Here is a 23,269-nt window from a genome sequence, read left to right on the forward strand (position 1 = left end):
GGTTGTTGGTATCGTGCCGGAGATCTTTGTCTATCTTTCCGGTACAAAGGGTTTGCCGAGCGATGCCGGCGTGTTGATCAGCGTCATCCTCCGATTCAGCGATATGATAACCAGTACCGCAATCGTGGCGAGGTAGGGAAGAGCTGAAAGGAATTGTGATGGGATTCCAAGGCCCAGTGCCTGTGCATGCAACTGCCCGATCGAGACTGCGCCGAACAGATAGGCGCCGGCCAGCACCCGGCTCGGCCGCCAGGATGCAAAGACGACAAGCGCCAGGGCAATCCAGCCACGCCCCGCGGTCATGTTCTCAACCCATTGCGGCGTATAGACGATCGACAGATGGGCACCGGCAAGACCGGCGCAGGCGCCTCCGAACATCACTGCAAGATAGCGTGTGCGCACCACATTGACGCCCAGCGCATGAGCGGATGAGTGGTTGTCGCCGATGGCGCGCAGCCTCAGACCTGCCCGGCTTCTGAACAAAAACCAGTTTACGCCCACCACGGCAAGGATCGAGGTGTAGAAGATAGGATCCTGATCAAACAGCAACCGGCCGATGAACGGGATGTCGGACAGAAGCGGAATGGCAATAGATTCAAGTTTCAGCCCCGGCAGACCGATGAAGGACTCGCCGATCATGCCGGACAGGCCCAGCCCGAGGATGGTCAAGGCAAGCCCTGTGGCCACCTGATTGGCAACCAGCGTCAGAGTGAGGAAACCAAAAAGCGTAGAAAACAGCATGCCCGCGATCAAGCCGCCAAGAGCGCCCAGCCCGGCCGATCCGGTAATCTGGGCCACAGCGAAGGCTACAACCGCGCCCATGATCATCATGCCTTCGACGCCGAGATTGAGAACGCCTGAGCGTTCGACAACCAGTTCGCCGATGGCCGCCAGCAGCAGCGGTGTGGCCGCCGTCATGATCGTCAAAATAATAGCCTGGGTCATGTCCATCAGGCGGCACTCCCTTTGCGTGCCGAGCTGAACACCAGCCGGATGCGGTAATGGATCAGCGTGTCGCAGCCCAGAACGAAGAACAACAACAATCCCTGAAACAGCCGCGTCACCTTGTCGGTGATGCCGATCGAGATTTGCGCCGCTTCTCCGCCGAGATAGGTCAAGGCCAACACCAGGCCGGCAGCGACAATGCCGAGCGGGTTGAGCCGGCCCAGGAAGGCCACGATGATGGCGGTAAAGCCATAGCCAGGAGAAATCACCGGACGCAATTGACCGATGGCCCCGGAGACCTCGGAAATGCCGGCAAGCCCGGCCAGCGCGCCGGACAGCAGGAAAGCGAAATAGACCATCTTCTTGTCGGAAAACCCGGCAAACCGCCCTGCCCGCGCCGATTGTCCCAGCACGGTGATTTCAAAACCCTTCAGTGTGCGGCGCATGACGAACCACAGCACCACCGCCGCAATCAGCGCAAAGCCAAAGCCCCAATGGGTCTTGCCCGACTCGATAATGCGCGGCAGCACTGCGGACACATCAAAATTGCGGGTTTCGGGGAAGTTGAAGCCTTCCGGGTTGCGCCACGGCCCGCGCACGGTCCAGTCGAGTAAAAGCTCTGCCACATAGACCAGCATCAAGCTGGTCAGGATCTCGTTGGTATTAAGCCGTGCCTTGAGGAAGGCCGGGATCGCCGCATAGGCCGCGCCGCCAATCATGCCCATGATCATCATCAATGGCAGCACCAGCGGCGAATGCCATCCATGAAACACCACCGGCAGCACCGAGCCGGCCATCGCCCCGATAATGAACTGGCCTTCAGCGCCGATGTTCCAGTTGTTCGACCGGTAGCAGACCGACAGGCCGACCGCGATCAGGATCAGCGGCGCCGCCTTGATCGCCAGCTCGTGCAGCGACCAGGTTTCGGTCAGCGGCTCGATGAAGAAGCTATAGAGCGCCTGGATGGGGTCCTTGCCGAGCGCCACAAACAGGATGACGCCGGCAATCAGCGTCAGGCCGAAGGCAATGAACGGAGACAGGATCGAAAACAGCGATGATATGCCGTCACGTTTTTTCAGTTCAATGCGCATGGAGAGCCTCCGCGTGGGCTTGGCCGGTTCCATCGTGAAAACCGCCCATCAACAGGCCGATGCGTTCACGGGTCATGGTTGCCGCAGGTTCGGGAACGGAGAGCTGGCCTTCATTGATGACGGCGATACGGCTTGCAATCTCAAAGACTTCATCCAGATCCTGGCTGATCACAACCACGGCCGAACCGCTTTTTGCGAGATCGATCAGGGCTTGCCTGATCCGGCTCGCCGCGCCTGCGTCTACGCCCCATGTCGGCTGGTTGACGACCAGCACCACCGGCTGGCGGTCAAGTTCGCGCCCGACGATGAATTTCTGCAGGTTGCCGCCCGACAGCGAGCCCGCCATCGGGTCCTCGCCCGATTTGCGCACATCCATGATCTTGGAAATCCGTTTGGCGGCAGTGGCAACCGCGCCGGTGTTGATCAGTCCCAGCAGGCCGCCCGACAAGAACGCCGAACGGTCAGAAGCATGGCGCGACAGCACCAGGTTCGAGGTCAAGGGCATGTCGGTGACCGCCGCATGACCGTGGCGCTCCTCGGGCACAAATCCGCATCCCAGCAATCGCCGTCCGGTGATGCCCATCCGCCCGACCGCCTTGCCGCAGATCCGGATCGATCCGGCATCCTTGACCGTGTCCTCGCCTGACAGCACGTCGAACAACTCGCTCTGGCCATTGCCGGCCACACCGGCGATAGCCACCACTTCGCCCGCATGCACAGAGAGGTCGATGTCGCGCAAGGCGACGGCGAAGGGCGAACGCGACGGCGCACTCAGCTTGCTGATTTCGATCAGCAACTCGCCCGGCTCGCCCAATCCGGCACCGGAAATCTGAGCGACTTCGCCACCAACCATCATCTGCGCCAGCGACGACGGGGTTTCCAGCCGTGGGTCGCAGGCTCCGGTGATCTTGCCGTGGCGCAGCACCGTGGCGCGATCGCAAATCCGCTGGACCTCTTCGAGACGGTGGCTGATATAGAGCACCGACCGGCCTTCGGCCTTCAGTTTGGCCAGTGTTTCAAACAGCTTGTCGGCTTCCTGCGGGGTCAGAACCGAGGTTGGTTCGTCAAGAATGATCAGTTCAGGGTTTTGCAGCAGCGCGCGGACGATCTCGATGCGCTGGCGTTCGCCGACCGAGAGATCGGCCACATGAGCCGATGGATCGAGCGGCAGGCCATATTCCAGCGACAGCCGCCGCGCCTCTTCGGAAATCTTGTCGATCGGGATATTGCCATCGAGCGCCAGAGCAATGTTTTCGGCAACAGTCAGGGCTTCAAACAGCGAAAAATGCTGGAACACCATTCCGACGCCGGTGGCGCGGGCTTCGGCCGGGCTGCCGATCTTGACCGGCTTGCCCTTCCACAGGATTTCGCCCTCGCTTGGATCGAGCACCCCGAACAACATCTTGACCAATGTTGATTTGCCGGCGCCATTTTCGCCGAGCAATGCGTGAACTTCTCCGGGAGCGATTTTCAGGTCGATGCTATCGCACGCCCGCAAACTACCGAAGATCTTGGTCAGCCCTCTTGTTTCCAAAAGCGGCGTTTCGCTGTGTTGGTCTGGCACGTCACCCCCTGATATCCGTGATTTCCGCAGCCGCCCTATTGAAGGGCGTTACTCCCGAAAGCACATGACACAAGCTTCACTATCTTGCCTTGAAATTCAAGGGATCGTTTGGCTCGTACCGCTCGGACTCATGTCGCATAAAACGCAATATTTGTGCGCTGCACAAGGGGACGCGGACCGAAAATAACAAGTAATTTCATAATGCGGTGCATTTCCATCTTTCGACAAAGACGACAACCGTCGGCGTTTATCAAAATAATATTGATAGTGTTTCCTCTGACGCAAACCCGATTCGGCCTGTGAAGACCACAGGGGCGTCATCAGTCTGACGACCGGTGCCCCAATCCGGGAAACATCTGCATGATTCCGCCGATGACAAACAGGTAACCGCCAGTCAGCATCACCGCCCACATCAGCCAGTCCGGACTGTCGAAATGCAGCAGCAGCGCACAGGCCGACAGCACCGACCAGATCCCGAATATGGTCAGGTTGATCGGTCGCAATCGCGCGACGCGCACCGGATGCAGAAAATTGATCGGCAAGAACGTCATCACCACGGCTGCCAGCACGATCAGGAAGGCCACGGTTTGGGATGCGCCGATGACGAACAGGGTGAACACTAGCATGTTCCAGGCCACCGGGAAGCCGGAGAAGAAATTCTCATCGGTCTTCATGCCCATGTCTGCATAATAGATGGCGCTCGACACCACGATCAAACCCGCGGCGACAAAGGACAAGGGCTCGCCGATCATGCCGCTCTGGTAGAGCGCGAAAGCCGGAATCAGCACATAGGTGACATAGTCGATCACATTGTCGAGCATCACGCCCGACCAGTTCGGCAGCACTTCCTTGACATTGAGCTTGCGCGCAATCGGCCCGTCAATGCCGTCAATCAGCATGGCGACCGCCAGCCACCACCACAGATCGACGAACCGCCCTTCAGCGGCCGCAACCAGTGCCAGGAACGCCATGAAGGACCCGCTGGCCGTCAGGATATGGACGGAAAACGCCCGAATTTCCGCGTAGGGAACGCGACGGTATTTGAATGGAAGCTTCATGCCGCCAACTCCCTTTCCACGCTAACTCAGTTGGGACCGCTCCAGTCCAGTTTGCAAATTTCGGCCGATCGGCCGGCAAAATTCCAATTGCGGCCAAAGGCGCGCAGTTTGGACTTTTCCGATTTGGCGACGATGATCTCCGGCGCAATCCAGTATTCGGAATTGGTGATCACCGTGTCCTCGCCATGGTTTTTGCCCGGAATCGGTGAAACCACACCATCAATGATCTTGGGAATCTTGAAGACACGTTTTTTGTCCTCAACTTCGTAAGTGATCGGTTGCTGTTGAACGCCGAGGAAATTGCCGACCAGAATAGACAACAGCGCCGTTGTTCCACCGGCCTTGCCGGTGAAAATCTTGGTGAACGCCTTGGTGGCATAGATAGAGGCCCGCTTGTCGACAAAAAGCCCTGCCGTCCAGTTGCCACGGCTCATATAGCCCGGAATCTCCATGATCAGCCCGAGATTGAGTCCGGAAAGGTCCGTGTCGCCATAATAGCCGTTGTCGACCCGAAAGCCGGCCCAGGTCTGGCAATAGCCTTCGGTTGGCGGATGCTGGCCAAGCGAAATCACGCAAGGGCAAAACACGGTGCAATTGCACGACAGCACCAATTCGCCCTTCAAAGCCCATTCAACATCAGCCATGCAGACCTTCTCCCGAAATCAATTCAACGCCCCCCAAACGAGCGCGGATCCCCAAAGGATCACTATCGCCCCGCCGGTGCGCGTTGTCACCCGGCCCGCGCCGGTTTTTTCCACGAAAGTAAACACCGTGAGCGCTGCCATCCAGACCACATTCATGCTGCCGACTGCAAGCATGATCAGCATCAATGCCCAACAACATCCCAGGCACCACAGCCCCTGCTCCATACCAAGCCGGAATACGCCGCTTACACTGGTTTTCCAGCGGGCAAACAAAGTGGTGAACGGATTGCGGCACTTGGTCAGGCAGGCTTGCTTGATCGCGCTGAACTGGTAGGCGCCGGCGCCGATCAGGATCAGCCCGGCGATCACGCCGCCGACCGGTCCGGTGGCCGTGGCGCCTGTGATGGAGCTGATCAGCATCTGCACAAGCGTGAACACAATGGCTGCCAGTGCCCATACCAACAGATATCCGCCAGCCAGAACTGCAGGATGTACCACCGGTTCGCCGCGTGCGGCACCGGTATCGGCAATTTCGGCGTAGGTGCGGATCATCGGCGCTGCCGTCGGCAACATCATTGCCGCTGCCATCGCAAACCACATCATGAAAAGAGCCGACGCCACTGACAGCACTGAACCGCTGGCAAGCAAAAAACCCGAATCGCCCGAAAGGCAGAGATCGGCGATTCTTGCGGCAAATGAACCCGGATCCACCGGCAAGAACCGGGAAATGATCGACATGCCCGGCCCCAGCGGCTGCGGTGAGCCCTCGATCAATGCGATGGAACCGGCCATGGACAGCAGAAACCACCAGGCAATGGCAGCGGTGACCAGAACCATGGCCAGCACAGGCCAAACCGGTTTTCGCGCCAGAGTGGCGATCACGCGTCCCGACCGATCCAACTGGTCAAATTGGCCGTCGAGCGGATCTTTGTTGCCACGAGGCGTGAACATGCGCCAATTGATCCCATGGAGTTCGTTGGTCAGGCGATGTAAAGGATGAAAAGCCCGATAGGCAATCGGCAACTGACTGAAAGGCCGAACAAATGCACAAGCTCTATGATGTCGCGGTTGTTGGCGGCGGCCTTGCCGGATCGGTTGCGGCGCTGGCTGCGGCCGCTGAAGGCTGGAAGGTGGCATTCATTGCCCCACCACCGCCGCGTCAGGACGGACGCACCACTGCCTTGTTGTCGGAATCAATTGATCTGCTGATCCACCTCGGCATCTGGGACAAGGTGCTCCCGGTTTCGGCGCCGTTGCGCACCATGCGGATTCTTGATGGCACGGCACGGCTGTTGCGCGCGCCGCCGGTGTCCTTTCGCTCCAGCGAAATCGATCTTGATGCCTTTGGCTACAACATTCCCAACCAGCCGCTGTTTGACTGCCTTCAGGCGGCAACGTTAGCGTCTGAGTTGATTGAACGTTTTGAAAGCCCGCTCGTTTCGGCCGTTCAATCCGATGCGAACATTGGTCTGGCGCTCGCCGACGGAACGCAAGTGACGGCACTGACCGCGCTTGCTGCCGACGGTCGCGGCTCCAAACTGCGCGAATCGATCGGCATAAGCGTGAAAACCTGGTCCTACCCGCAGACAGCGCTGGTTCTGAACTTCTCCCACAGCATACCGCATGCAGACACTTCGACCGAGTTCCACACCGAACAAGGTCCATTCACCCAGGTGCCGCTGCCGGGCAACCGGTCGAGCCTCGTGTGGGCGGTCGATCCCGGCGAAGTAGAGGCTATTCTCGCCCTGCCCCGCGCGGCGCTGAACCGGGAGGTCGAAACCCGGATGCGCTCGATCCTCGGCGCGGTCGAAGTCGAAGGCGAGGTTCAGGCCTGGCCGTTGTCGAGCCTGATCGCCGAACGCTTTGGCGCAGGCCGGACCATGCTGGTGGGCGAGACCGGACATGCGTTCCCGCCGATCGGGGCGCAAGGTCTCAATCTCGGTCTGCGCGACATCATGCAGGCGATTGGATCACTCAACGAGGCCGGCGGGCCGGATCAGTCGCCCAAGGCGGTCAACGCATTCAACCGCCAGCGCCGGCTTGACGTTACCAGCCGCACCGCTGGCGTCGATCTGCTCAACCGGGCCCTGCTAAGCTCGTTCCTGCCGCTGCAGGCGCTGCGCGCTGGTGGACTGGCTGCTCTGTCTGCGATTCCGCCACTCAGGCTGCTGGCCATGCGCGAAGGCATGACGCCGGGGTGGCGCAAGGACCGGCATGATGGCGGCGCATCGGCGTCAGGGAAACAGGTCGGGCGGTAAGGTCCCGCTGGTAATCAGCCAAAGCAACACCGACACGGTTCCAACGCTGCTTACGGTGGTGACCAGCACCGTGGCCGAGGCGCGTTCGACCCAGACAGAATATTGCTGGGCGATGACGAACACATTGGTCGCCGTTGGCAGTGACGCCAGCAAGACCCCGGTGTAAACCCAGACCGGTTCAAAATTCCCGACCGCGCTCAATCCGAGATACATCATCACCGGGTGGGCGATCAGCTTCATCGGCACGATGTAGCCAAGTTCAACCGGCACCCGCTTGAGCGGCCTCAGCGCCAGCGTCACCCCCATGGCAAACAGCGCGCAGGGGGCTGCGGCCTGAGCCAGATAATCGATCATGCGGCCAACCGGCAGTGGCGGAACAAATTCCAGCCAGGCCGCACCGACACCAATGGCAGTGGCCAGAATGAAGGGATGGAAGGCGATCTTGCGCACCACTTCCAGCACCAGGCCTCCCGGAGTACGGCGGTCTCCGCCGGCCAGGGCCATCATCATCGGCGCGATGGTAAAATGCATGATGTTTTCAAAACAGAAGATCAGCGCCACAGGCACCGCCGCCGGTTCGCCGAAGGCCAGAATGGCAATGCCCGGGCCCATGTAGCCGATATTGCCGTAAGCGCCCGCCAACCCCTGAACAGTGGCCTCGCCAATCGGCGCGCGCCGCAGCAGGATGCTGGCCGCAAAGACCAGTGCGAACACCGTATAGGTCACCACCATGCTGGTTAGCACATAGTCCCAGCGCGCCAACTGTTCGATAGGCGTGCGTGACAACAACTTAAAAAACAATGCCGGCAGCGAAACATAGATGATGAAAGTGTTGAGCCACCCCATCGCCTCGTGCGGCTGCTTGGTAATCCGCGCAGCGATGTAGCCCAGCAGGATGAGGCCGAAAAAGGGGAGCACAAGTCCAGTGATTTCAGCCATGGTTCACGCCCGTAATAGCTGTTAAAACAACGCTTCAGCCTTCGGACGGCGTAGGTTCCCGGCGCGCCGCCGTCAAGGATAAACAGTTGAAAATCTCGTCAAACTTCCCATCTTGTGAAGCTAAAGGAAGCAAGACATGACACTCAGACACGCAAAATTCCGCATCGGTCAGGTCGTCAAGCACCGGATTTTCCCGTTCCGTGGTGTCATATTCGATGTTGATCCGGTTTTCGCCAACACCGAGGAATGGTGGAACGCCATCCCCGAAAACGTCCGGCCGCGCAAAGACCAGCCGTTTTACCATCTGCTGGCCGAAAGCGAAGACACCGAATATGTGGCCTATGTCTCGGAGCAAAATCTGCTGGCCGATGACAATGAGACGCCGGTGCGCCATCCCCAAGTCGCCGAATTCTTCGACGCCAATGTCGACGGCATCTACCGACCCCGCGAACGCGTCAGCCATTGATCCGCTAACCCGGGCGGTTGTCGACCTCTTGCCGACCCCGCACTCACGCTCGGAGCGTTCGAACGGTTGCTAAACGAAAAAAGCCCGGATGCGGTGATGCATCCGGGCTTTTTTGTCAGAGGCGTGGCGCAATCATTTGGTTTTGGCTGCTGCCTGTGCGTCTTCGAGCTTCTTGCGGGCCTCATCGGCCTTCTTGGTCATTTCTTCCTGCAACAGGCGCTGACGCTCCTGCAATTCGGACTGGGCGATCGGCGCACCATCCCAAACCTGGGTAAAGCCTTCAAGCGAGATCTTCAGCGGGTTCGGCGTGCGCTGGTAGTTGACCGAGGTCAGAACCAGTTCGCCACCCTTCTTGTAGGATGCGATCATGGCGTCGGTGAGCAGGATTTCCGCAACACAGGTTTCAGGCATGCAGATTGCATACTCGACGCGCTGGGCCTGTCCGCCATCCACCTGCAGGGCGACGCCCGGCTGGATCAGACGTGCGGTCGGAACCGTAATCTGAAGGATCTTGCGGTTGACCTTGCCTGTCACTTCGATCAGGCCGATCGCCGTAAGCAACTGACCTGTCGGTGCAGTGACAATGTTCTGCACGACACAGACGTCGTTATCTTCCTGCTTGGTGCAGGTCTTGTACCAACCCTGGTTCGGGCCCTGCGCAAATGCGGTTGCCGGCATGAATGCGGCGGCGATACCGGCCGACATGATGGCTGCGAAAACGGTCTTTGTGGTAACGTTCATTTGCGTCCGACTCTCCTGAATTGCGGCCCCCGGGGCGGCGGTCTTTTCGCGCGGTTTACGCGCCCTCAAGTGTATGCCGCGCCTTCTCGGTTGAAAATGCGGCGACAGCAAGGCTTGGCTCGTGTCCCTGTTAGCGCGTGAAGGCGCCAATTTCCAGCCCGCGGGCAGGCTTGAGGTCAAAAAAACCGCCATTCTGCTGGTGCGAGGTGGTTTGGCTGGCGAGCGACGTATATCTTCTGGCGGGGATTCGGCCGTTTTTATCTGCGACATGGCCATGCATCATCCCCTGGAGGATCGACTATGAGAAGAATGCTGGCGACGATAATGGTGATTGCTGGCGGGCTGGTAAGCGTCGTGCCGAACGCGGTTGCCGAACCCGTCCATGGTATCGCCATGCACGGCGCACCGGCATTGCCAGCCGATTTCAGCCATCTGCCCTACGTTAATCCCGATGCACCCAAAGGCGGCAAGGTGACCTATGGCGTCGTTGGCACTTTCGACAGTGTCCGGCCGTTCATCGTCAGGAGCATGCGCACCCATGCTCGCGGTGTTGTCGATCCGGAGTTCGGCAATCTGATCTATGAAACGCTGATGCAGCGCTCGCAGGACGAACCCTTCACGCTTTACGGATTGCTTGCCGAGTCAGTCGAATGGGATGAAGACCGCAGTTTCATCCAGTACAACATCAATCCCGCCGCGCGCTGGTCTGATGGCAAGCCGGTGACGGCAGATGACGTCATCTTCACCATGGAACTGTTCAAGGCCAAGGGCCGCCCGCCTTACAGCACGCGTCTCAATCGGGTGAGCAAAATGGAGAAGATCAGTGATCTGTCGGTGCGGTTCGCCTTCAACGAGGAGTCCAACCGCGAGTTCCCGCTGATCCTGTCGCTCTCGCCGGTGCTGCCCAAACATGCCACCGATCCCGAGACCTTCGACCAGTCGACCCTTGAACCCGGCATCGGCTCAGGCCCTTATCTGATCAGCGACATCAAGCCCGGAGAGCGCATCAGTTTTTCCCGCCGCGAGGATTACTGGGCAAAGGACCTGCCGATCAAACGCGGGACCGACAATTACGATGACATCGTCGTCGAGTACTTCCTGTCCGAGACGGCCCAGTTCGAGGCCTTCAAGAAGGGCGTTTTCGACGTCTATCCCGACGGCAGCGCCACCAACTGGACGCGCGCCTATGATTTTCCCGCGGTCACTGACGGCGAGGTCGTTCGCAAGGAATATGACAGCAAGACGCCGTCGGGCATGTACGGCTTCGTCTTCAACACCCGCAGGCCAATGTTCCAGGATGTGCGTGTACGTCGGGCTTTTACCCTGCTGTTTGATTTTGAATGGGCCAACCGCAGTCTATATAACAACAGCTACACGCGCACCCACTCGTTCTGGGACGGATCGGACCTGTCGAGCTATGGAAAGCCCGCCGATCAACGCGAACGCGAGATCCTGGCCCCCTTCCCTGATGCCGTCTCCGCCGATATTCTTGACGGCACCTGGACATTGCCGGTGACCGATGGCTCGGCAAGTGACCGCAAGGTGCAGCGCGCAGCGCTGACGCTGCTGCAGGAAGCCGGGTTCCAGATCAAGGGCGGCAAGCTTCTGGGGGCAGACGGCACGCCGTTTGCCTTTGATCTGATGACCCAGAATGAAGGCCAGGAGAAACTGGCGGTGGCCTATCAGCGCTCATTGGCAGCGCTTGGCATCGCCATGTCGATCCGCACCGTCGATGACGCGCAATACCAGCAGCGCTCGCAGACCTTCGACTACGACATGATCGTCAAATCCTACACTTCGTCGCTGTCACCGGGCGCAGAGCAGCTCACCCGCTGGGGATCGGCATCGCGCGACCGTGAGGGCTCTTTCAATTTCGCCGGGGTTGCCAGCCCGGCCGTTGACGCGACCATCGACGCGATGCTCAATGCCCGCACGGCCGATGATTTCCGTTCCTCGGTGCGCGCCTTTGATCGCGTGTTGATGTCCGGGCACTATGTGATCCCGGCCTTTCATCTCGGCAAGGCACGGGTGGCCCATCGCAGCCGCATTGCCGCGCCCGAAGGTGATCCGCCGCTTTACGGCTACTATCTGCCGGCCTGGTGGGATACATCAGCCAAACCCTGAGCCGCGAAAACGTTACAAAGACTGAAAAGGCATACCCATGACCACTCCCTCGCTGACCATCGACGTCGTCTCAGATGTCATGTGCCCTTGGTGCTACATCGGCAAGCGCCGGCTCGAAACCGCACTGGCAGACGTCGCGGGCGAGATCAATGTCGAGGTCCGCTGGCGGCCCTACCAGCTTGATGCGACCTTGCCCAAATCAGGCAAGGACCGGCAGCAATATCTCGAAGACAAGTTTGGTGGCGCCGAAGGTGCGACACAGGCCTACGCCGCCATACGAACCGCAGGCGCAGACGAGAACATCCCGTTTGCCTTCGACAAGATTCCGGTCTCGGCCAACACGCTGGACGCACACAGGCTGATCCGCTGGGCCAGCTCGCTCGGGCTTGAAGCGCAGGACAAGATGGTCGAGGTGCTGTTCAAGGCGTACTTCGAAGAGGGAAAGAACATTGGCGACGACGCGGTTCTGATCGAAGCCGGCGAGCAGGTCGGGCTTGAAAAGGAAGTTGTGGAACGGTTGCTGGCAGGTGACGCCGACCGCGACACCATCACCGCTGAAATCGACCAGGCGCGGCAAATGGGCGTCACCGGCGTGCCCTGCTTCCTTATCGACATGAAATACGCCGTGGTCGGCGCTCAATCGGCCCCGGCTCTGGCCGACGCCATGCGCAAGGTCGTGCTTGAAAAGAGCAAACAGGAGCCGGACGCGTCCGCGTAAGAGGTCTGGCCTTCCCTATCTTGCTCGCAGGTGGTTCCGAATCAAAGAGGCCGGGCGACCTGTGTGCGTCCAATTTGACGTGCAACGCTCCCGAACCGTTGATCATGACATGGAATCGTTTGAGCGCTGAGATATCGTGCTTTGGCAAGCAGCGTGCGGCGACGCGGTGTGAGCGCCGTTCGCAGTGGGCGACACAGCCCAGGGTGCGAAAGAACAAGCTCACACAATGGCCTGTCGGCCTGACGCTGCGATCATTGGAGTACCCCAACCGCCTCGTCTGGATGGATTTCCATCAACCGGTTCATTCAAAGGTGAACGGCTCTATCGGCTCATCCAGTAGCGAATGTTCAAAACCGCGAATATCACCATCACTTCAAGACGGCCCAATGTCATGGTGGCAATGGCAGCGAGCTTGGCCATGACCGGCAAGGCCGCGACTTGCGGCCAGACCTGGTTTTCCGGATCGGTCACATATGACGGCGGAACAAGGGCTTCATAGACCGGGCCGGAATTGGCAAAAAACGCGACCGCCATGGTGATGCCGGCTTCAAAATTGGTAGCAGTCAACGTAAAAGCCATGGCCGCCATGGCGATGACCAGCAGCGACAGCGCGAAATAGGTCCATATCGCCCGCATGCTTGGCTCATCGATGATTTGCGAGCCAAACCGCAGGTTGATGACGCTGCTGGGGTAGATCAGCTGATTGAGTTCGCGCCATGAATGAGCCGCCATGGCGCCGATCCGGTAGATCTTGAAGCCGCCTGTGGTGGAATAGATCCCTCCCCCGACCAGGACAATCACCAGGACGATGATGTCGGGCCACAGCGCGATCACGCCAGGCCGGCTCTCAATGCCGCTGGTGGCAATCAGCGAGCTCGCAGCCATCAGGCTTTCGGCAACAATCGGCCCCAGCGCAGCCCCGCCTGACACCGCCGAAAGCCGGGCGGCGAAAAGGGTGGCGATGATGAGAACGCCGGCGCTGATGATGATGACTTCCGTACTGCCGATGAAAAAATGTTTTGGCGACCGCAGCAAGCGCCTGCGCCAGAACACACTGACCGTGCCGAGCAACAATCCGCCGCTCAGCACCAGCTGCGCCATCGGCCCGGCATGGTTTTCAAGCGCCCCTTCGAAAGGAAGGAACCCCCCGGTGGCAATCGCCATCATCGACAGCATCATGGCGTAGGGCCCGGTGACGCCCGCCAGCGTCAGCGCGACAAAAACGATGAAGGTCATGAGCATGTACTGTCCCAAAACCTGGCGAAAATCATCAAGATCAACCGTCATTTCGCTCGATTGACTGGTGATGATGCGGCGGTCGCCTGCAGGAAGTCCGCCAAACCCACCCGGCGCCAGCACGTGAATGATCGAAACCAGCGTGAGAAACCCGCCGTACCACTCAATCGAAGCGCGCCAGAACAATATGGCACGGGGCGTCGTTTCGCGGATCAGCAGTGACGAACCGGATGTGGTGAACGCCGCGACTGCCTCGAACCAGGCATCAACCCAGCCCAGACCCACGAGGGTCTTGAAAGACACCGCAGCAATCAGCGGAAGCAACACCCAGACGGCGACAAGCGCCAGGTACCCCGTCGCTCGCCCCAGTCTGCGTTCAAACCCGGAGATGGCGCCCAGCACCATCAGGGCTGCGAAAACACCCAGTGCGCCGACCAGCAGCATCGACAAGGCAAGATCGCGCATGCCATCGGCGATGGCAAACAACACGGCCGGAACGATGAGTGCGAACAGCCCCACGACAGAAACGGCCAGGACGTGCAACAAGCCAAGCATCGGCTCAGAAAAACTCCAGGCTCACTCGGAACATCTGCTCGACATGGCGAACCGATTCGAGCGCCGCAAACATCACCACGCGGTCCTTGGCCTTGATCTTGAGCGATCCATCGGGACGCAACACCTGCTTGTCGCGGTAGATGGCGCCGATCCGCACGCCGTCGGGCAGATCCAGGTTGCGCAGCGGCTTTCCGACCAGCGGCGATGTCTCCAGCGCTTCGGCCTCGATGACTTCTGCCGAGCCCTTCTGAACCGAATAGACCGCACGGATACGGCCGCGCCGAACATGCTGCAGAATGCGGGAAATCGTCACCGCCCGCGGGTTGATATGGGCGTCGATGCCGAGCGTCTTGGTGAAGGACTGGTAGGACGGGTTGTTGATCAGCGTCAGATTGGCCTTGCAGCCAAGCCGCTTGGCCATCACCGAGGACAGGATATTGACCTGGTCGTCATTGGTCAGCGCCACCATCAGGTCAGCGTTCTGAATGTCGGCCTCGATCAGGATGTTCTGATCAAGCGAAGAGCCGTTGAGCACGACGGTTCGCGACAGCGAGTCCGCGATGACCACGGCACGGTCGCGGTCCGCCTCGATGATCTTCACCTTGGTCTTGGGCTGGCGTTCCTCGATCGCTGCGGCGACATAATAGCCGATATTGCCGCCGCCGGAGATGACAATGCGGCCTGCCTCCTGCTCCTCGTGGCCGAACAGGCCGAGGGTGCGGCGGACATGGTCCTTGTCACACACGACATAGGCAAGGTCGCCGGTTTCCAGCTGGTCGGAGGAATGCGGCACGAACAGTTTCTCATGACGCCAGACGCCCACCACGGTGGCGAGAAGATCCGGAAACAGTTCACTGAGCTGCAGCAGCGGCGTATTGACCACCGGGCAGTCTTCAAGACATTCGATGGCGACCATCGCCACCTTGTCATCAGCAAATCGGACAGCATCGGTGGCGCCCGGCAACGCAATGCGCCGCAGCACCATCTGGCCAACCTCGACCTCCGGTGAAATGATCACGTCAATGGGCATGTGATCGCGGGAAAACAGGTCAGCCCAATGCGGTTTGAGATAGGACTGTGCCCGGATGCGGGCGATTTTGGTCGGCACATTGAAAATCGAGTGTGCCACCTGGCACGCCACCATGTTGATCTCGTCATAGAGCGTGACAGCAATGATCATGTCGGCCTGATCGGCACCAGCCTGGGCCAGAACGTCGGGATGGGCACCGTGGCCGACATAGCTGCGCACATCCAGCGTGTCACGGATGGCCTGCACAAGTGTGGCCGACGTATCGATGACCGACACATCATTGTCTTCAGCGGCCAGCCGCTCGGCAATGCCGTAGCCTACTCGTCCAGCACCACAAATGATGACCTTCATTGCCGACCTCTCAAAAGCCTGTTCAAAGCCGCGACTTTGGCGGCTTGGCGCAGCTTATACGCCAAGCGATTTCAATTTGCGATGCAGCGCAGACCGCTCCATACCCACAAATTCGGCAGTTCTGGAAATATTTCCGCCAAAACGGTTGATCTGGGCGATCAGATAGTCGCGCTCGAACATTTCGCGCGCCTCGCGCAGCGGCAGGGTCATGATGTGGTTGGAGCCCGCTGCAGAGGTCTTGGGCAGCATGTCGGAGACGTCATCGGGCAACATGTCGGCGCTGATGACCGTCTCGGGCCCATCGGACCGGGCAAGTATCATCAGCCGTTCCATGTAGTTGCGCAATTGCCTTATATTGCCTGGCCAGGTGTGGGCCTGGATCACGGCCAAGGCATCATCGCCAATGCGGCGGTTTCTGATGCCGGCCTGTTCCGAGACCAGCCGCATGAAGGTGTCGACCAGAAACGGAATGTCCTCGCGCCGCTCGCTCAGCGAGGGAACCTTGACCGGAACCACGGCCAGCCGGTGATAAAGGTCTTCGCGGAATTCTCCGGATGCGATGAGTTCCTCGAGATTGCGCGCCGTTGAGGAAATGATCCGCACATCCACCTTGACCCGCTTGGTGCCGCCAACCCGTTCAAATTGCTGGTCGACCAGCACCCGCAGGATCTTGCTCTGGGTGCCGCGCGGCATGTCGGCAACTTCATCGAGATACAAAATGCCGCCATGCGCTTCCTCAAGCGCGCCGACCTTGCGTTCATGGCTGGCCGCAGCCTCGGTGCCGAACAGAGCGACTTCCATGCGTTCGGGTGTGATCGCAGCGGCATTGAGCACCACAAATGGCCCGCCGGACCGGGTGGATTTGCGGTGAATCAGCCGCGCAACCAGTTCCTTGCCCGATCCCGACGGCCCGAGAATCATCACCCGGCTGTTGGTGGGGGCGATCTTGTCGATGCTCTGCTTGAGCTGGGAGACGGCAATCGAGGTGCCGATCAGCTCGACCGGATCGCCCGAGCGCTTCTTCAGTTCGGTGACCTCCCGCTTGAGCTTGGATGTTTCGATCGCCCTTTCGGCGACCAGCAGCAACCGGTCAGCCTTGAACGGCTTTTCGATGAAATCATAGGCTCCGCGCCTGATCGCCGAGACTGCGGTTTCAATGTTGCCGTGACCGGAAATCATCACCACGGGAAGTTCGGGATAGCGCGCCTTGATCTCGTCGAGCAGCGCCAGACCGTCAAGGCGGCTGCCCTGCAGCCAGATATCGAGGAAAATCAGACGTGGGACACGGTCATTGATCGCCGCAAGCGCGGAATCGCTGTCGCCCGCGGTACGGGTTTCATGGCCCTCGTCGTCCAGAATACCGGCAACGATCTCGCGAATGTCGGCTTCGTCATCAACGACCAGAATATCAGACGCCATCTGCCGGTTCCTTTGCTTTGTCTTCTTCTTCGTCGTCGGTATGAACGGGCGCGTCCACCGGAAGGCGGACGGTAATCATGGCGCCCTTGCCTCCGTCAATATCAGCAGGCGCATCGCGCAACTGAATCGCGCCGCCATGATCATCGATAATCTTCTTGACGATAGCGAGACCGAGGCCGGTGCCCTTATCGCGCATCGTCATATAGGGTTCGAGCAATCGGTGCCGGTTCTCTCCCGGCAGCCCGCGGCCATTGTCGATGATATCAACGATGTATTCGCGGCCGTCATCGGAACGGTTTGCCCGGACGATGATGGTCTTTCCTGTACGCTCTGCATCGTCTGCAACCGCATCAATGGCTTCCGTCGCATTCTTGATCAAATTTGCAAACGCCTGTCCGAGCATGCGGGCATCGAAATCACCTTCCATCGGGGTTTCGGGAAACTCATTGATGAACTGAATATCATTGCGGCTGACTTCACGCAAAAACGCCGCGTCCTTTAGAATGTCACGCAAATCACCGCGCGCCTTGGACGGTTTGGGCATGCGCGCGAAGGAGGAGAACTCGTCAACCATGCGACCGATGTCCTCGACCTGGCGGATGATCGTGTCGGTGCATTGATCAAAAATGGCCCGGTCATCATCAGGGATCTGCCGGCCATATCGGCGGCGAATGCGTTCGGCTGACAACTGGATCGGAGTCAGCGGGTTCTTGATCTCGTGGGCGATGCGCCGGGCAACATCGGCCCAGGCGGTAGACCGCTGCGCGATCACAAGATCGGTGATGTCATCGAGTGTGACGACAAAAGACTCCAGCCGGTCGTGGGTTTGCTCCCGCGTGACCTTGACGTTGAGGGTTCGTTCCTTGCCATTCCGGTTCAACGTAACCTGCCCCGTGGCATCGGTCCATGGGCGCATCGCCGCCTCGGCCATCACGGTTTCGAATTCCGGAGCTAATTCCGCAAAGCTGCGGCCGGTCACGTCGGCGTCGGCGTCGGCGTCGCCGAGGATCCCGCGGGCCGAGCGGTTGGCAATTGTCACCGCGCCCTGATGATCGACGCCGACGACGCCTGCCGAAACTCCCGACAGCACGGCTTCAGTAAAGCGCCTTCGGTTGTCGATCTGGTCTTTCGCCGACAGGATCTCATCACGCTGGGTGCGGATCTGCACAATCATGTTGTTGAAGGTCTGCGCCAGGGACCCGACGTCGCCATCTGACGCGTGCACCGGCACCACCACGTCAAGATTACCGCTGGCTACATCGTCGGAAGCGCTGATCAGGATCCGGATCGGACGCACCAGACGGTCGGCAACGGCGATCGCTGTCCAGATTGCTGCCAGCAACACGATCAGCGCGAAACCGATATAGAGGATGCCGAACGCCAGTTGCAGGGATACCCGCCCTTGCTCAAGCGTCTGATATTCCTTTGTGGCTTCCTCCATCAGGCGCATCGAGCGCATCACTTCGGGATCAACCACGCGGACGGTGTACAAGAGCGTGCCGCTGATCTGCTGCAACGGTATCAGCGCACCAACCAGATTGGTGACACCGGGCGGAATAAGAGTTGGCTGACCCTTGATGGCGTCCTTTAGCGCCTGCTCGGGCACAGCCGGTAGCGGGCGTTCGGTTTCGATGTCAGCCTGCAGGATGACGCTGCCATCCTCGCGGACCAGAAATGCACCCAGGAGACCACGGCCCGTCGCCTGCCGGGTGACGAACTGGGTAAAGCCAACCCGGTCAAGGCTGTAAAGCGAACGCGCATTATCGAGATCGTTGGCCATGGAGACCGTCTGACCCTGCAAAAACCGTGCGTTTTCCAGAACATAGGCTTCCGCCACCGACAGCGATGAGTTGACGATCGACTTGGTGCGCATTGAAAACCACCGGTCGAGTCCGACATCGAGGGTGATTGATGCGACGATGGCAACGATAATGGCGGGAACGATTGCGACGATGGAAAACAGGGCGACGATGCGGATATGAAGCTTTGCCGCCGCCTTGCCCCGCCGCCGGGCTTTCAACAACGCGTAGATTTCCAGACAAACCAGTGTCACCAGTCCGATGACGAAGATCAGGTTGATCACCACGGCACTGTAAACAACCTGGTCGACCGGATCGATCGGGGTCAGTCCCAACAGGATGGAAAACGAGATCAATGCACTCAGGAAAGCGGAAGCGACCAGCGCTATCCCTGGCAGCGTAAACAGATTGCGGCGCTGCGAGGCCTCGTATCCGGCTTTCGGCCCTTGGGCCAGGGCTGGCTGGGTGTCCGACAAGTCCGATCCTGTGTCGATCGCCATCTTTTCCCTGCGCTCCAATTTTGCCGAGACGTTATCGTTGCGAACATGCAACATAATGTGGCGAAATTGCAACATTCAGGCGAGATGTGTCAAGCGCCGCGACAGACAGGCACTCCTGTCACGTCAGACGGGGCGACCGATAGACCGTTACACCGAGTTCGCGGATTTTCTTGCGCAGCGTGTTGCGGTTCAGACCGAGTAGATCGGCGGCCTTGATCTGATTGCCGCGGGTTGCCGTCAGCGCTGCAAGAATCAGCGGATACTCAACTTCTTCAAGCACCCTCTGATACAATCCCGGGGGCGGCAGGCCTTCGCCAAATTCGGCGAAATAGCGGCGCATGTTTTCTTCAACCGACTCGGCAACGGTCGTCGCACCCATGGATGCAGCCCCTTGCGGCGTGGCCGGTTCGGGTGATTCAATCCTGAGTTCGTTGTCGATGATTTCGCGGGTGATGACGTCCTGCGGATACAGCGCCATGACACGCCGGACGACATTTTCAAGCTCGCGGACATTGCCCGGCCATGGATAGGCTTTGAGCAGTTCCAGCGCTTCACCGTCAAACCGTTTGGCATCGAGCCCTTCGCCGACCGCGTGGCGAACGAAATGGCGCACCAGATCCGGCACATCCTCCGCCCGGTCCCTGAGCGCCGGCAAGCGCAAAGGCACCACATTGAGACGGTAATAAAGATCCTCGCGAAACAGGCCCTGGTTGATCAGGATCTTGAGATCCTTGTTGGTGGCAGCGACAATGCGGACGTCGGTCTTGATCGGCATACGCCCGCCAACGGTGGTGTATTCGCCCTGCTGAAGCACTCTGAGGAGCCGGGTCTGGGCATCCATCGGCATATCACCGATCTCATCGAGAAACAGAGTTCCGCCTTCGGCCTGCTCGAACCGCCCGGTGGATTTGTTTTGCGCGCCCGTAAACGCGCCCTTTTCATGCCCGAAGAGTTCAGATTCAATCAGGTCGCGCGGGATCGCTGCCATGTTGATGGCGACAAACGGGCCGTTGCGGCGCTTGCCGTAATCATGCAGCGCGCGGGCCACCAGTTCCTTGCCTGTTCCCGATTCACCGGTGATCATCAAGGTCAGGTCGGTCTGCATCAGCCGCGCCAGCACCCGGTAGATTTCCTGCATTGCCGTGGAGCGCCCCACCAGTGGCATGCCTTCGGTGGTTTCCTCAGGCTGGACCGAGAGCTTGCGCGGTTCCGACAGCGCCCTGCCGATGATGTTGATCATCTCGGTCAGATCGAAGGGCTTTGGCAAATAGTCATAAGCGCCGCCTTCAGACGCCTTGATCGCTGTCATGAAGGTGTTTTGGGCACTCATCACCAGCACAGGCAAATCCGGACGTGACCGGCGAATACGTGGCAGCATGTCGAAGGCATTCTCATCCGGCATGATCACATCAGTGATCACCAAATCGCCGTCGCCCGCAGAGATCCAGCGCCACAGCGTGGCGGCGTTGGAGGTGATGCGTACGTCATAGCCGGCCCGGGTCAGGGCCTGGTTGAGCACGGTCCGGATCGCCGCGTCATCGTCAGCGACTAGTATGGTGGCTTTGCCCATCGGTTCAGTCCTTTTGGCCGGACGCGCTGCCCTTGACTGACGGCAGCGGCTTGATTGGCCGGCCGTCGGGCGAGACCGGCATCAGAATTCGGAAGGTGGTTTTGCGGCTTTGGCTGTCACATTCAACGATGCCGCCATGACCACCGACAAGCTTGGCGACGAGCGCCAACCCCAGCCCAGAGCCATTTGTCTTGGTGGTGATGAAGGGGTCAAACAGATGCGGCACCAGGTCGGCCGGCACGCCTGGCCCGTTATCCTGCACGCAAAATTCCAGCGGAAGTGAAACCTTTTCCCGGGTGCCGGCAACCGACAGCTTGATGCCGGGGCGATAGGCGGTGGTCAGAACGATTTCGCCATTTGGATCATCGCCGACTGATTCAGCCGCGTTCTTGACCAGGTTCAGGAATACCTGAACCAGCTGATCGCGGTTGGCATAAACCGACGGCAGTGACGGATCGTAGAGTTCGGAGAACTTGATCTTACGGGCAAACCCGGCCTTGGCCACCGCCTTGACGTGATCAAGTACAGAATGGATGTTGACCGGCACCCGGTCCACCGGGCGTTCATCCGAGAAGATCTCCATGCGGTCGACCAGCGACACAATGCGGTCAGTTTCATCGCGGATCAACCGGGTCAGGGCGCGGTCCTCGTCGCCCACCGACATTTCCAGCAATTGCGCAGCACCTCGAATACCCGACAGCGGGTTCTTGATTTCATGGGCCAGCATCGAGGCCAGACCGGTGACCGAGCGCGCAGCGGCACGATGGGTCAGCTGGCGGTCGATCTTGTCGGCCATCGAGCGTTCCTGAAACACCACCACGACATTGCCCGGAAGGCCGGCAACCGGGGCGACATAGAGATCGACCAGTTTGTCGCTGCCCAGCCGCGGCGAACTCAGGTCGACGCGGTATTCATTGACCGCCGCCCGGCGCTCACGCACCTGGTCGATGAGCTCCAACAGCGGGCTGCCGAACGGAATGACCGAATCGATCGTGTGCCGGGCGAGATGCGCCGCGCTGGCAGCGAAAAAAGCTTCTGCCTCCCAGTTGGCAAAGCAGACGATGCTGTCGCCATCGACCATGATCACCGGGTGCTGGATCGCGTTGAGCACCATGATGGCGGTGTCCGCATCCGCGCCACCGATCTGAGCCGCCAGTTTTTCGCTCATGCCGCATTCTCCAATACCGAAGCTGAAGCGACGCCGCCGTCCAAAGCTTCGGCAAACCAGGTCCAGACCTGGTCGGCGTTGCGCGAGGTCATCATCGCGGTTTTGAGCGCCGCCGGCGTCTCCGGCGCCAGCGTCTCGAGATACCAGCCTATGTGTTTGCGGGCATGGCGGACGCCGACATCTTCCCCGTAATGGTCGACCATCAACCGGTAGTGCTCCAGCGCCACCGCATTGCGGGCCTCTCCGTGCGCAGGCACCGCATCGGAACCGGCCAGTTCACCGCAAATCCACGGCTGGCCGCGTGAGGCGCGGCCGACCATCACCGCGTCGGCGCCCGAGCGGCGCAGACACTCGGCAATATCGGCACGGCTGGTGACGTCACCATTGGCAATCAGCGGGACGGTGATGGCCTCGCGGACGCGGGCGATGGCATCCCAATTGGCAATGCCTTCGTAAAACTGCATGCGGGTACGGCCATGCACAGTGATCATCTGCACGCCAGCTGCCTCGGCGCGGGCAGCTATCAGCGCCGCATTGTGATTTTCATCATCCCAGCCAAGCCGCATTTTCAAAGTCACCGGCACCGACACCGCCTTTACCGTCGCCTCGATCAGGTCAAGCGCATGATCGGGATCGCGCATCAATGCGGATCCGGAATAGCCGCCCGTGACCTTCTTGGCAGGGCACCCCATGTTGATGTCGATCATCGCAGCGCCTTCTGCCTCGGCGATCCGCGCCGCCTCGCCCATCCACCAGGCTTCGCGTCCGGCGAGTTGAACCACATGCGGGTCAATACCGTCACCGCGCAAGCGCACCTGTGATTCGCGCCGCTCCGTGACAAGCTCGCGGCTTGCCACCATCTCTGTGAACACCAGCCCGGCGCCGTGTTTCCAGGCCAACTGCCTGAACGGCAAGTCGGAAATGCCCGACAGCGGCGCCAGGAACACCCGGTTTCGCGCCGTGACCGGTCCGATCTTCAGCGGCTCACTCAAAATGGCTTCGATTTTTTGCATGCGTATCGTGCAACCTTTTTTGTTGCCGCTTTTTTAGCCAATCATTGTGGGATTGCCAAGTCGAATTCACTCGACTGCCG

The 23,269-nt window shown here is 59.7% G+C and carries 19 protein-coding genes; 4 read left to right on the forward strand and 15 right to left on the reverse strand.

Annotation, left to right across the window (positions count from 1 at the left end; genetic code table 11):
* Nucleotides 1–30 precede the first annotated feature (30 nt).
* The 6 genes from IMCC20628_RS10130 to IMCC20628_RS10155 form a co-directional block, all read right to left on the reverse strand.
* The gene (locus IMCC20628_RS10130) at nt 31–951 is read right to left on the reverse strand and encodes an ABC transporter permease (protein WP_047030109.1); all 921 of its coding nucleotides are present in this window, start codon (nt 949–951) and stop codon (nt 31–33) included.
* Nucleotides 951–2,036, reverse strand: a complete 1,086-nt coding sequence (locus IMCC20628_RS10135) for an ABC transporter permease (protein ID WP_047030110.1) — start codon at nt 2,034–2,036, stop codon at nt 951–953. The genes IMCC20628_RS10130 and IMCC20628_RS10135 overlap by 1 nt, the downstream gene beginning before the upstream one ends.
* Nucleotides 2,026–3,615, reverse strand: a complete 1,590-nt coding sequence (locus IMCC20628_RS10140; protein WP_047030111.1) for an ABC transporter ATP-binding protein — start codon at nt 3,613–3,615, stop codon at nt 2,026–2,028. The genes IMCC20628_RS10135 and IMCC20628_RS10140 overlap by 11 nt, the downstream gene beginning before the upstream one ends.
* Nucleotides 3,616–3,920: 305 nt before the next feature.
* Nucleotides 3,921–4,658, reverse strand: coding sequence for a phosphatidylcholine synthase (pcsA, locus tag IMCC20628_RS10145; protein ID WP_047030112.1), 738 nt, complete (start codon nt 4,656–4,658; stop codon nt 3,921–3,923).
* 26 nt (nt 4,659–4,684) lie between these two features.
* Nucleotides 4,685–5,302 (reverse strand): DUF1326 domain-containing protein, encoded by a 618-nt coding sequence (locus IMCC20628_RS10150; RefSeq protein ID WP_047030113.1) that lies wholly within the window; start codon nt 5,300–5,302, stop codon nt 4,685–4,687.
* 18 nt (nt 5,303–5,320) lie between these two features.
* On the reverse strand, nt 5,321–6,253 hold the full coding sequence (locus IMCC20628_RS10155) for a DUF2182 domain-containing protein (RefSeq protein WP_047030114.1): 933 nt from the start codon (nt 6,251–6,253) through the stop codon (nt 5,321–5,323).
* Nucleotides 6,254–6,345: 92 nt separating this feature from the next.
* Here IMCC20628_RS10155 and IMCC20628_RS10160 point away from each other — a divergent pair, with 92 nt between their 5' ends.
* Nucleotides 6,346–7,560: a UbiH/UbiF family hydroxylase gene (locus IMCC20628_RS10160; protein WP_047030115.1), complete on the forward strand. Its 1,215-nt coding sequence runs from the start codon at nt 6,346–6,348 to the stop codon at nt 7,558–7,560.
* Here IMCC20628_RS10160 and IMCC20628_RS10165 read toward each other — a convergent pair.
* Nucleotides 7,537–8,499 (reverse strand): AEC family transporter, encoded by a 963-nt coding sequence (locus IMCC20628_RS10165; RefSeq protein ID WP_047030116.1) that lies wholly within the window; start codon nt 8,497–8,499, stop codon nt 7,537–7,539. The two genes, IMCC20628_RS10160 and IMCC20628_RS10165, sit on opposite strands and share 24 nt — an antisense overlap.
* A 136-nt stretch (nt 8,500–8,635) precedes the next feature.
* Here IMCC20628_RS10165 and hspQ point away from each other — a divergent pair, with 136 nt between their 5' ends.
* On the forward strand, nt 8,636–8,965 hold the full coding sequence (gene hspQ, locus IMCC20628_RS10170) for a heat shock protein HspQ (protein WP_047030117.1): 330 nt from the start codon (nt 8,636–8,638) through the stop codon (nt 8,963–8,965).
* A 132-nt stretch (nt 8,966–9,097) separates the two neighbouring features.
* Here the strand turns inward: hspQ and IMCC20628_RS10175 are convergent, their stop codons facing one another.
* Nucleotides 9,098–9,706, reverse strand: coding sequence for an invasion associated locus B family protein (locus IMCC20628_RS10175; protein ID WP_047030118.1), 609 nt, complete (start codon nt 9,704–9,706; stop codon nt 9,098–9,100).
* Nucleotides 9,707–10,006: 300 nt separating this feature from the next.
* Between IMCC20628_RS10175 and IMCC20628_RS10180 the strand changes: the two genes are divergently transcribed.
* Together IMCC20628_RS10180 and IMCC20628_RS10185 are read left to right on the forward strand one after the other, a co-directional pair.
* A complete protein-coding gene (locus tag IMCC20628_RS10180; protein ID WP_082128098.1) occupies nt 10,007–11,830 on the forward strand; it encodes an extracellular solute-binding protein in 1,824 nt (607 codons plus the stop codon).
* 37 nt (nt 11,831–11,867) lie between these two features.
* Nucleotides 11,868–12,548, forward strand: a complete 681-nt coding sequence (locus IMCC20628_RS10185; protein ID WP_047030119.1) for a DsbA family oxidoreductase — start codon at nt 11,868–11,870, stop codon at nt 12,546–12,548.
* Between the two features lie 321 nt (nt 12,549–12,869).
* Here IMCC20628_RS10185 and IMCC20628_RS10190 read toward each other — a convergent pair whose 3' ends face one another.
* The 7 genes from IMCC20628_RS10190 to dusB all read right to left on the reverse strand — a co-directional run bounded on the left by IMCC20628_RS10190 (nt 12,870) and on the right by dusB (nt 23,189).
* The gene (locus IMCC20628_RS10190) at nt 12,870–14,339 is read right to left on the reverse strand and encodes a TrkH family potassium uptake protein (protein WP_047030120.1); all 1,470 of its coding nucleotides are present in this window, start codon (nt 14,337–14,339) and stop codon (nt 12,870–12,872) included.
* A gap of 4 nt (nt 14,340–14,343) precedes the next feature.
* Nucleotides 14,344–15,720 (reverse strand): Trk system potassium transporter TrkA, encoded by a 1,377-nt coding sequence (trkA, locus tag IMCC20628_RS10195; RefSeq protein WP_047030121.1) that lies wholly within the window; start codon nt 15,718–15,720, stop codon nt 14,344–14,346.
* Between the two features lie 54 nt (nt 15,721–15,774).
* The gene (locus IMCC20628_RS10200; RefSeq protein WP_047030122.1) at nt 15,775–17,139 is read right to left on the reverse strand and encodes a sigma-54 dependent transcriptional regulator; all 1,365 of its coding nucleotides are present in this window, start codon (nt 17,137–17,139) and stop codon (nt 15,775–15,777) included.
* Nucleotides 17,129–19,438, reverse strand: coding sequence for a PAS domain-containing sensor histidine kinase (locus IMCC20628_RS10205; RefSeq protein ID WP_047030123.1), 2,310 nt, complete (start codon nt 19,436–19,438; stop codon nt 17,129–17,131). Before IMCC20628_RS10205 ends, IMCC20628_RS10200 begins: the two co-directional genes overlap by 11 nt.
* A gap of 118 nt (nt 19,439–19,556) precedes the next feature.
* The gene (ntrC, locus tag IMCC20628_RS10210; protein WP_047030124.1) at nt 19,557–21,008 is read right to left on the reverse strand and encodes a nitrogen regulation protein NR(I); all 1,452 of its coding nucleotides are present in this window, start codon (nt 21,006–21,008) and stop codon (nt 19,557–19,559) included.
* Nucleotides 21,009–21,012: 4 nt separating this feature from the next.
* The gene (locus IMCC20628_RS10215; protein ID WP_047030125.1) at nt 21,013–22,176 is read right to left on the reverse strand and encodes a nitrogen regulation protein NR(II); all 1,164 of its coding nucleotides are present in this window, start codon (nt 22,174–22,176) and stop codon (nt 21,013–21,015) included.
* Nucleotides 22,173–23,189, reverse strand: coding sequence for a tRNA dihydrouridine synthase DusB (dusB, locus tag IMCC20628_RS10220; RefSeq protein WP_047030126.1), 1,017 nt, complete (start codon nt 23,187–23,189; stop codon nt 22,173–22,175). The genes IMCC20628_RS10215 and dusB overlap by 4 nt, the downstream gene beginning before the upstream one ends.
* Nucleotides 23,190–23,269: the final 80 nt, after the last annotated feature.

This window comes from Hoeflea sp. IMCC20628, from assembly GCF_001011155.1.
Taxonomy (GTDB): domain Bacteria; phylum Pseudomonadota; class Alphaproteobacteria; order Rhizobiales; family Rhizobiaceae; genus Hoeflea.

Bases quoted from the DNA above. Each gene is read 5' to 3' on its own strand.
- IMCC20628_RS10130 (WP_047030109.1), bottom strand. From the start codon at position 951: ATGGACATGACCCAGGCTATTATTTTGACGATCATGACGGCGGCCACA.
- IMCC20628_RS10135 (WP_047030110.1), bottom strand. From the start codon at position 2,036: ATGCGCATTGAACTGAAAAAACGTGACGGCATATCATCGCTGTTTTCG.
- pcsA (WP_047030112.1), bottom strand. From the start codon at position 4,658: ATGAAGCTTCCATTCAAATACCGTCGCGTTCCCTACGCGGAAATTCGG.
- IMCC20628_RS10150 (WP_047030113.1), bottom strand. From the start codon at position 5,302: ATGGCTGATGTTGAATGGGCTTTGAAGGGCGAATTGGTGCTGTCGTGC.
- IMCC20628_RS10155 (WP_047030114.1), bottom strand. From the start codon at position 6,253: ATGTTCACGCCTCGTGGCAACAAAGATCCGCTCGACGGCCAATTTGAC.
- IMCC20628_RS10160 (WP_047030115.1), top strand. From the start codon at position 6,346: ATGCACAAGCTCTATGATGTCGCGGTTGTTGGCGGCGGCCTTGCCGGA.
- IMCC20628_RS10165 (WP_047030116.1), bottom strand. From the start codon at position 8,499: ATGGCTGAAATCACTGGACTTGTGCTCCCCTTTTTCGGCCTCATCCTG.
- hspQ (WP_047030117.1), top strand. From the start codon at position 8,636: ATGACACTCAGACACGCAAAATTCCGCATCGGTCAGGTCGTCAAGCAC.
- IMCC20628_RS10175 (WP_047030118.1), bottom strand. From the start codon at position 9,706: ATGAACGTTACCACAAAGACCGTTTTCGCAGCCATCATGTCGGCCGGT.
- IMCC20628_RS10180 (WP_082128098.1), top strand. From the start codon at position 10,007: ATGAGAAGAATGCTGGCGACGATAATGGTGATTGCTGGCGGGCTGGTA.
- IMCC20628_RS10185 (WP_047030119.1), top strand. From the start codon at position 11,868: ATGACCACTCCCTCGCTGACCATCGACGTCGTCTCAGATGTCATGTGC.
- IMCC20628_RS10190 (WP_047030120.1), bottom strand. From the start codon at position 14,339: ATGCTTGGCTTGTTGCACGTCCTGGCCGTTTCTGTCGTGGGGCTGTTC.
- trkA (WP_047030121.1), bottom strand. From the start codon at position 15,720: ATGAAGGTCATCATTTGTGGTGCTGGACGAGTAGGCTACGGCATTGCC.
- IMCC20628_RS10200 (WP_047030122.1), bottom strand. From the start codon at position 17,139: ATGGCGTCTGATATTCTGGTCGTTGATGACGAAGCCGACATTCGCGAG.
- IMCC20628_RS10205 (WP_047030123.1), bottom strand. From the start codon at position 19,438: ATGGCGATCGACACAGGATCGGACTTGTCGGACACCCAGCCAGCCCTG.
- ntrC (WP_047030124.1), bottom strand. From the start codon at position 21,008: ATGGGCAAAGCCACCATACTAGTCGCTGACGATGACGCGGCGATCCGG.
- IMCC20628_RS10215 (WP_047030125.1), bottom strand. From the start codon at position 22,176: ATGAGCGAAAAACTGGCGGCTCAGATCGGTGGCGCGGATGCGGACACC.
- dusB (WP_047030126.1), bottom strand. From the start codon at position 23,189: ATGCAAAAAATCGAAGCCATTTTGAGTGAGCCGCTGAAGATCGGACCG.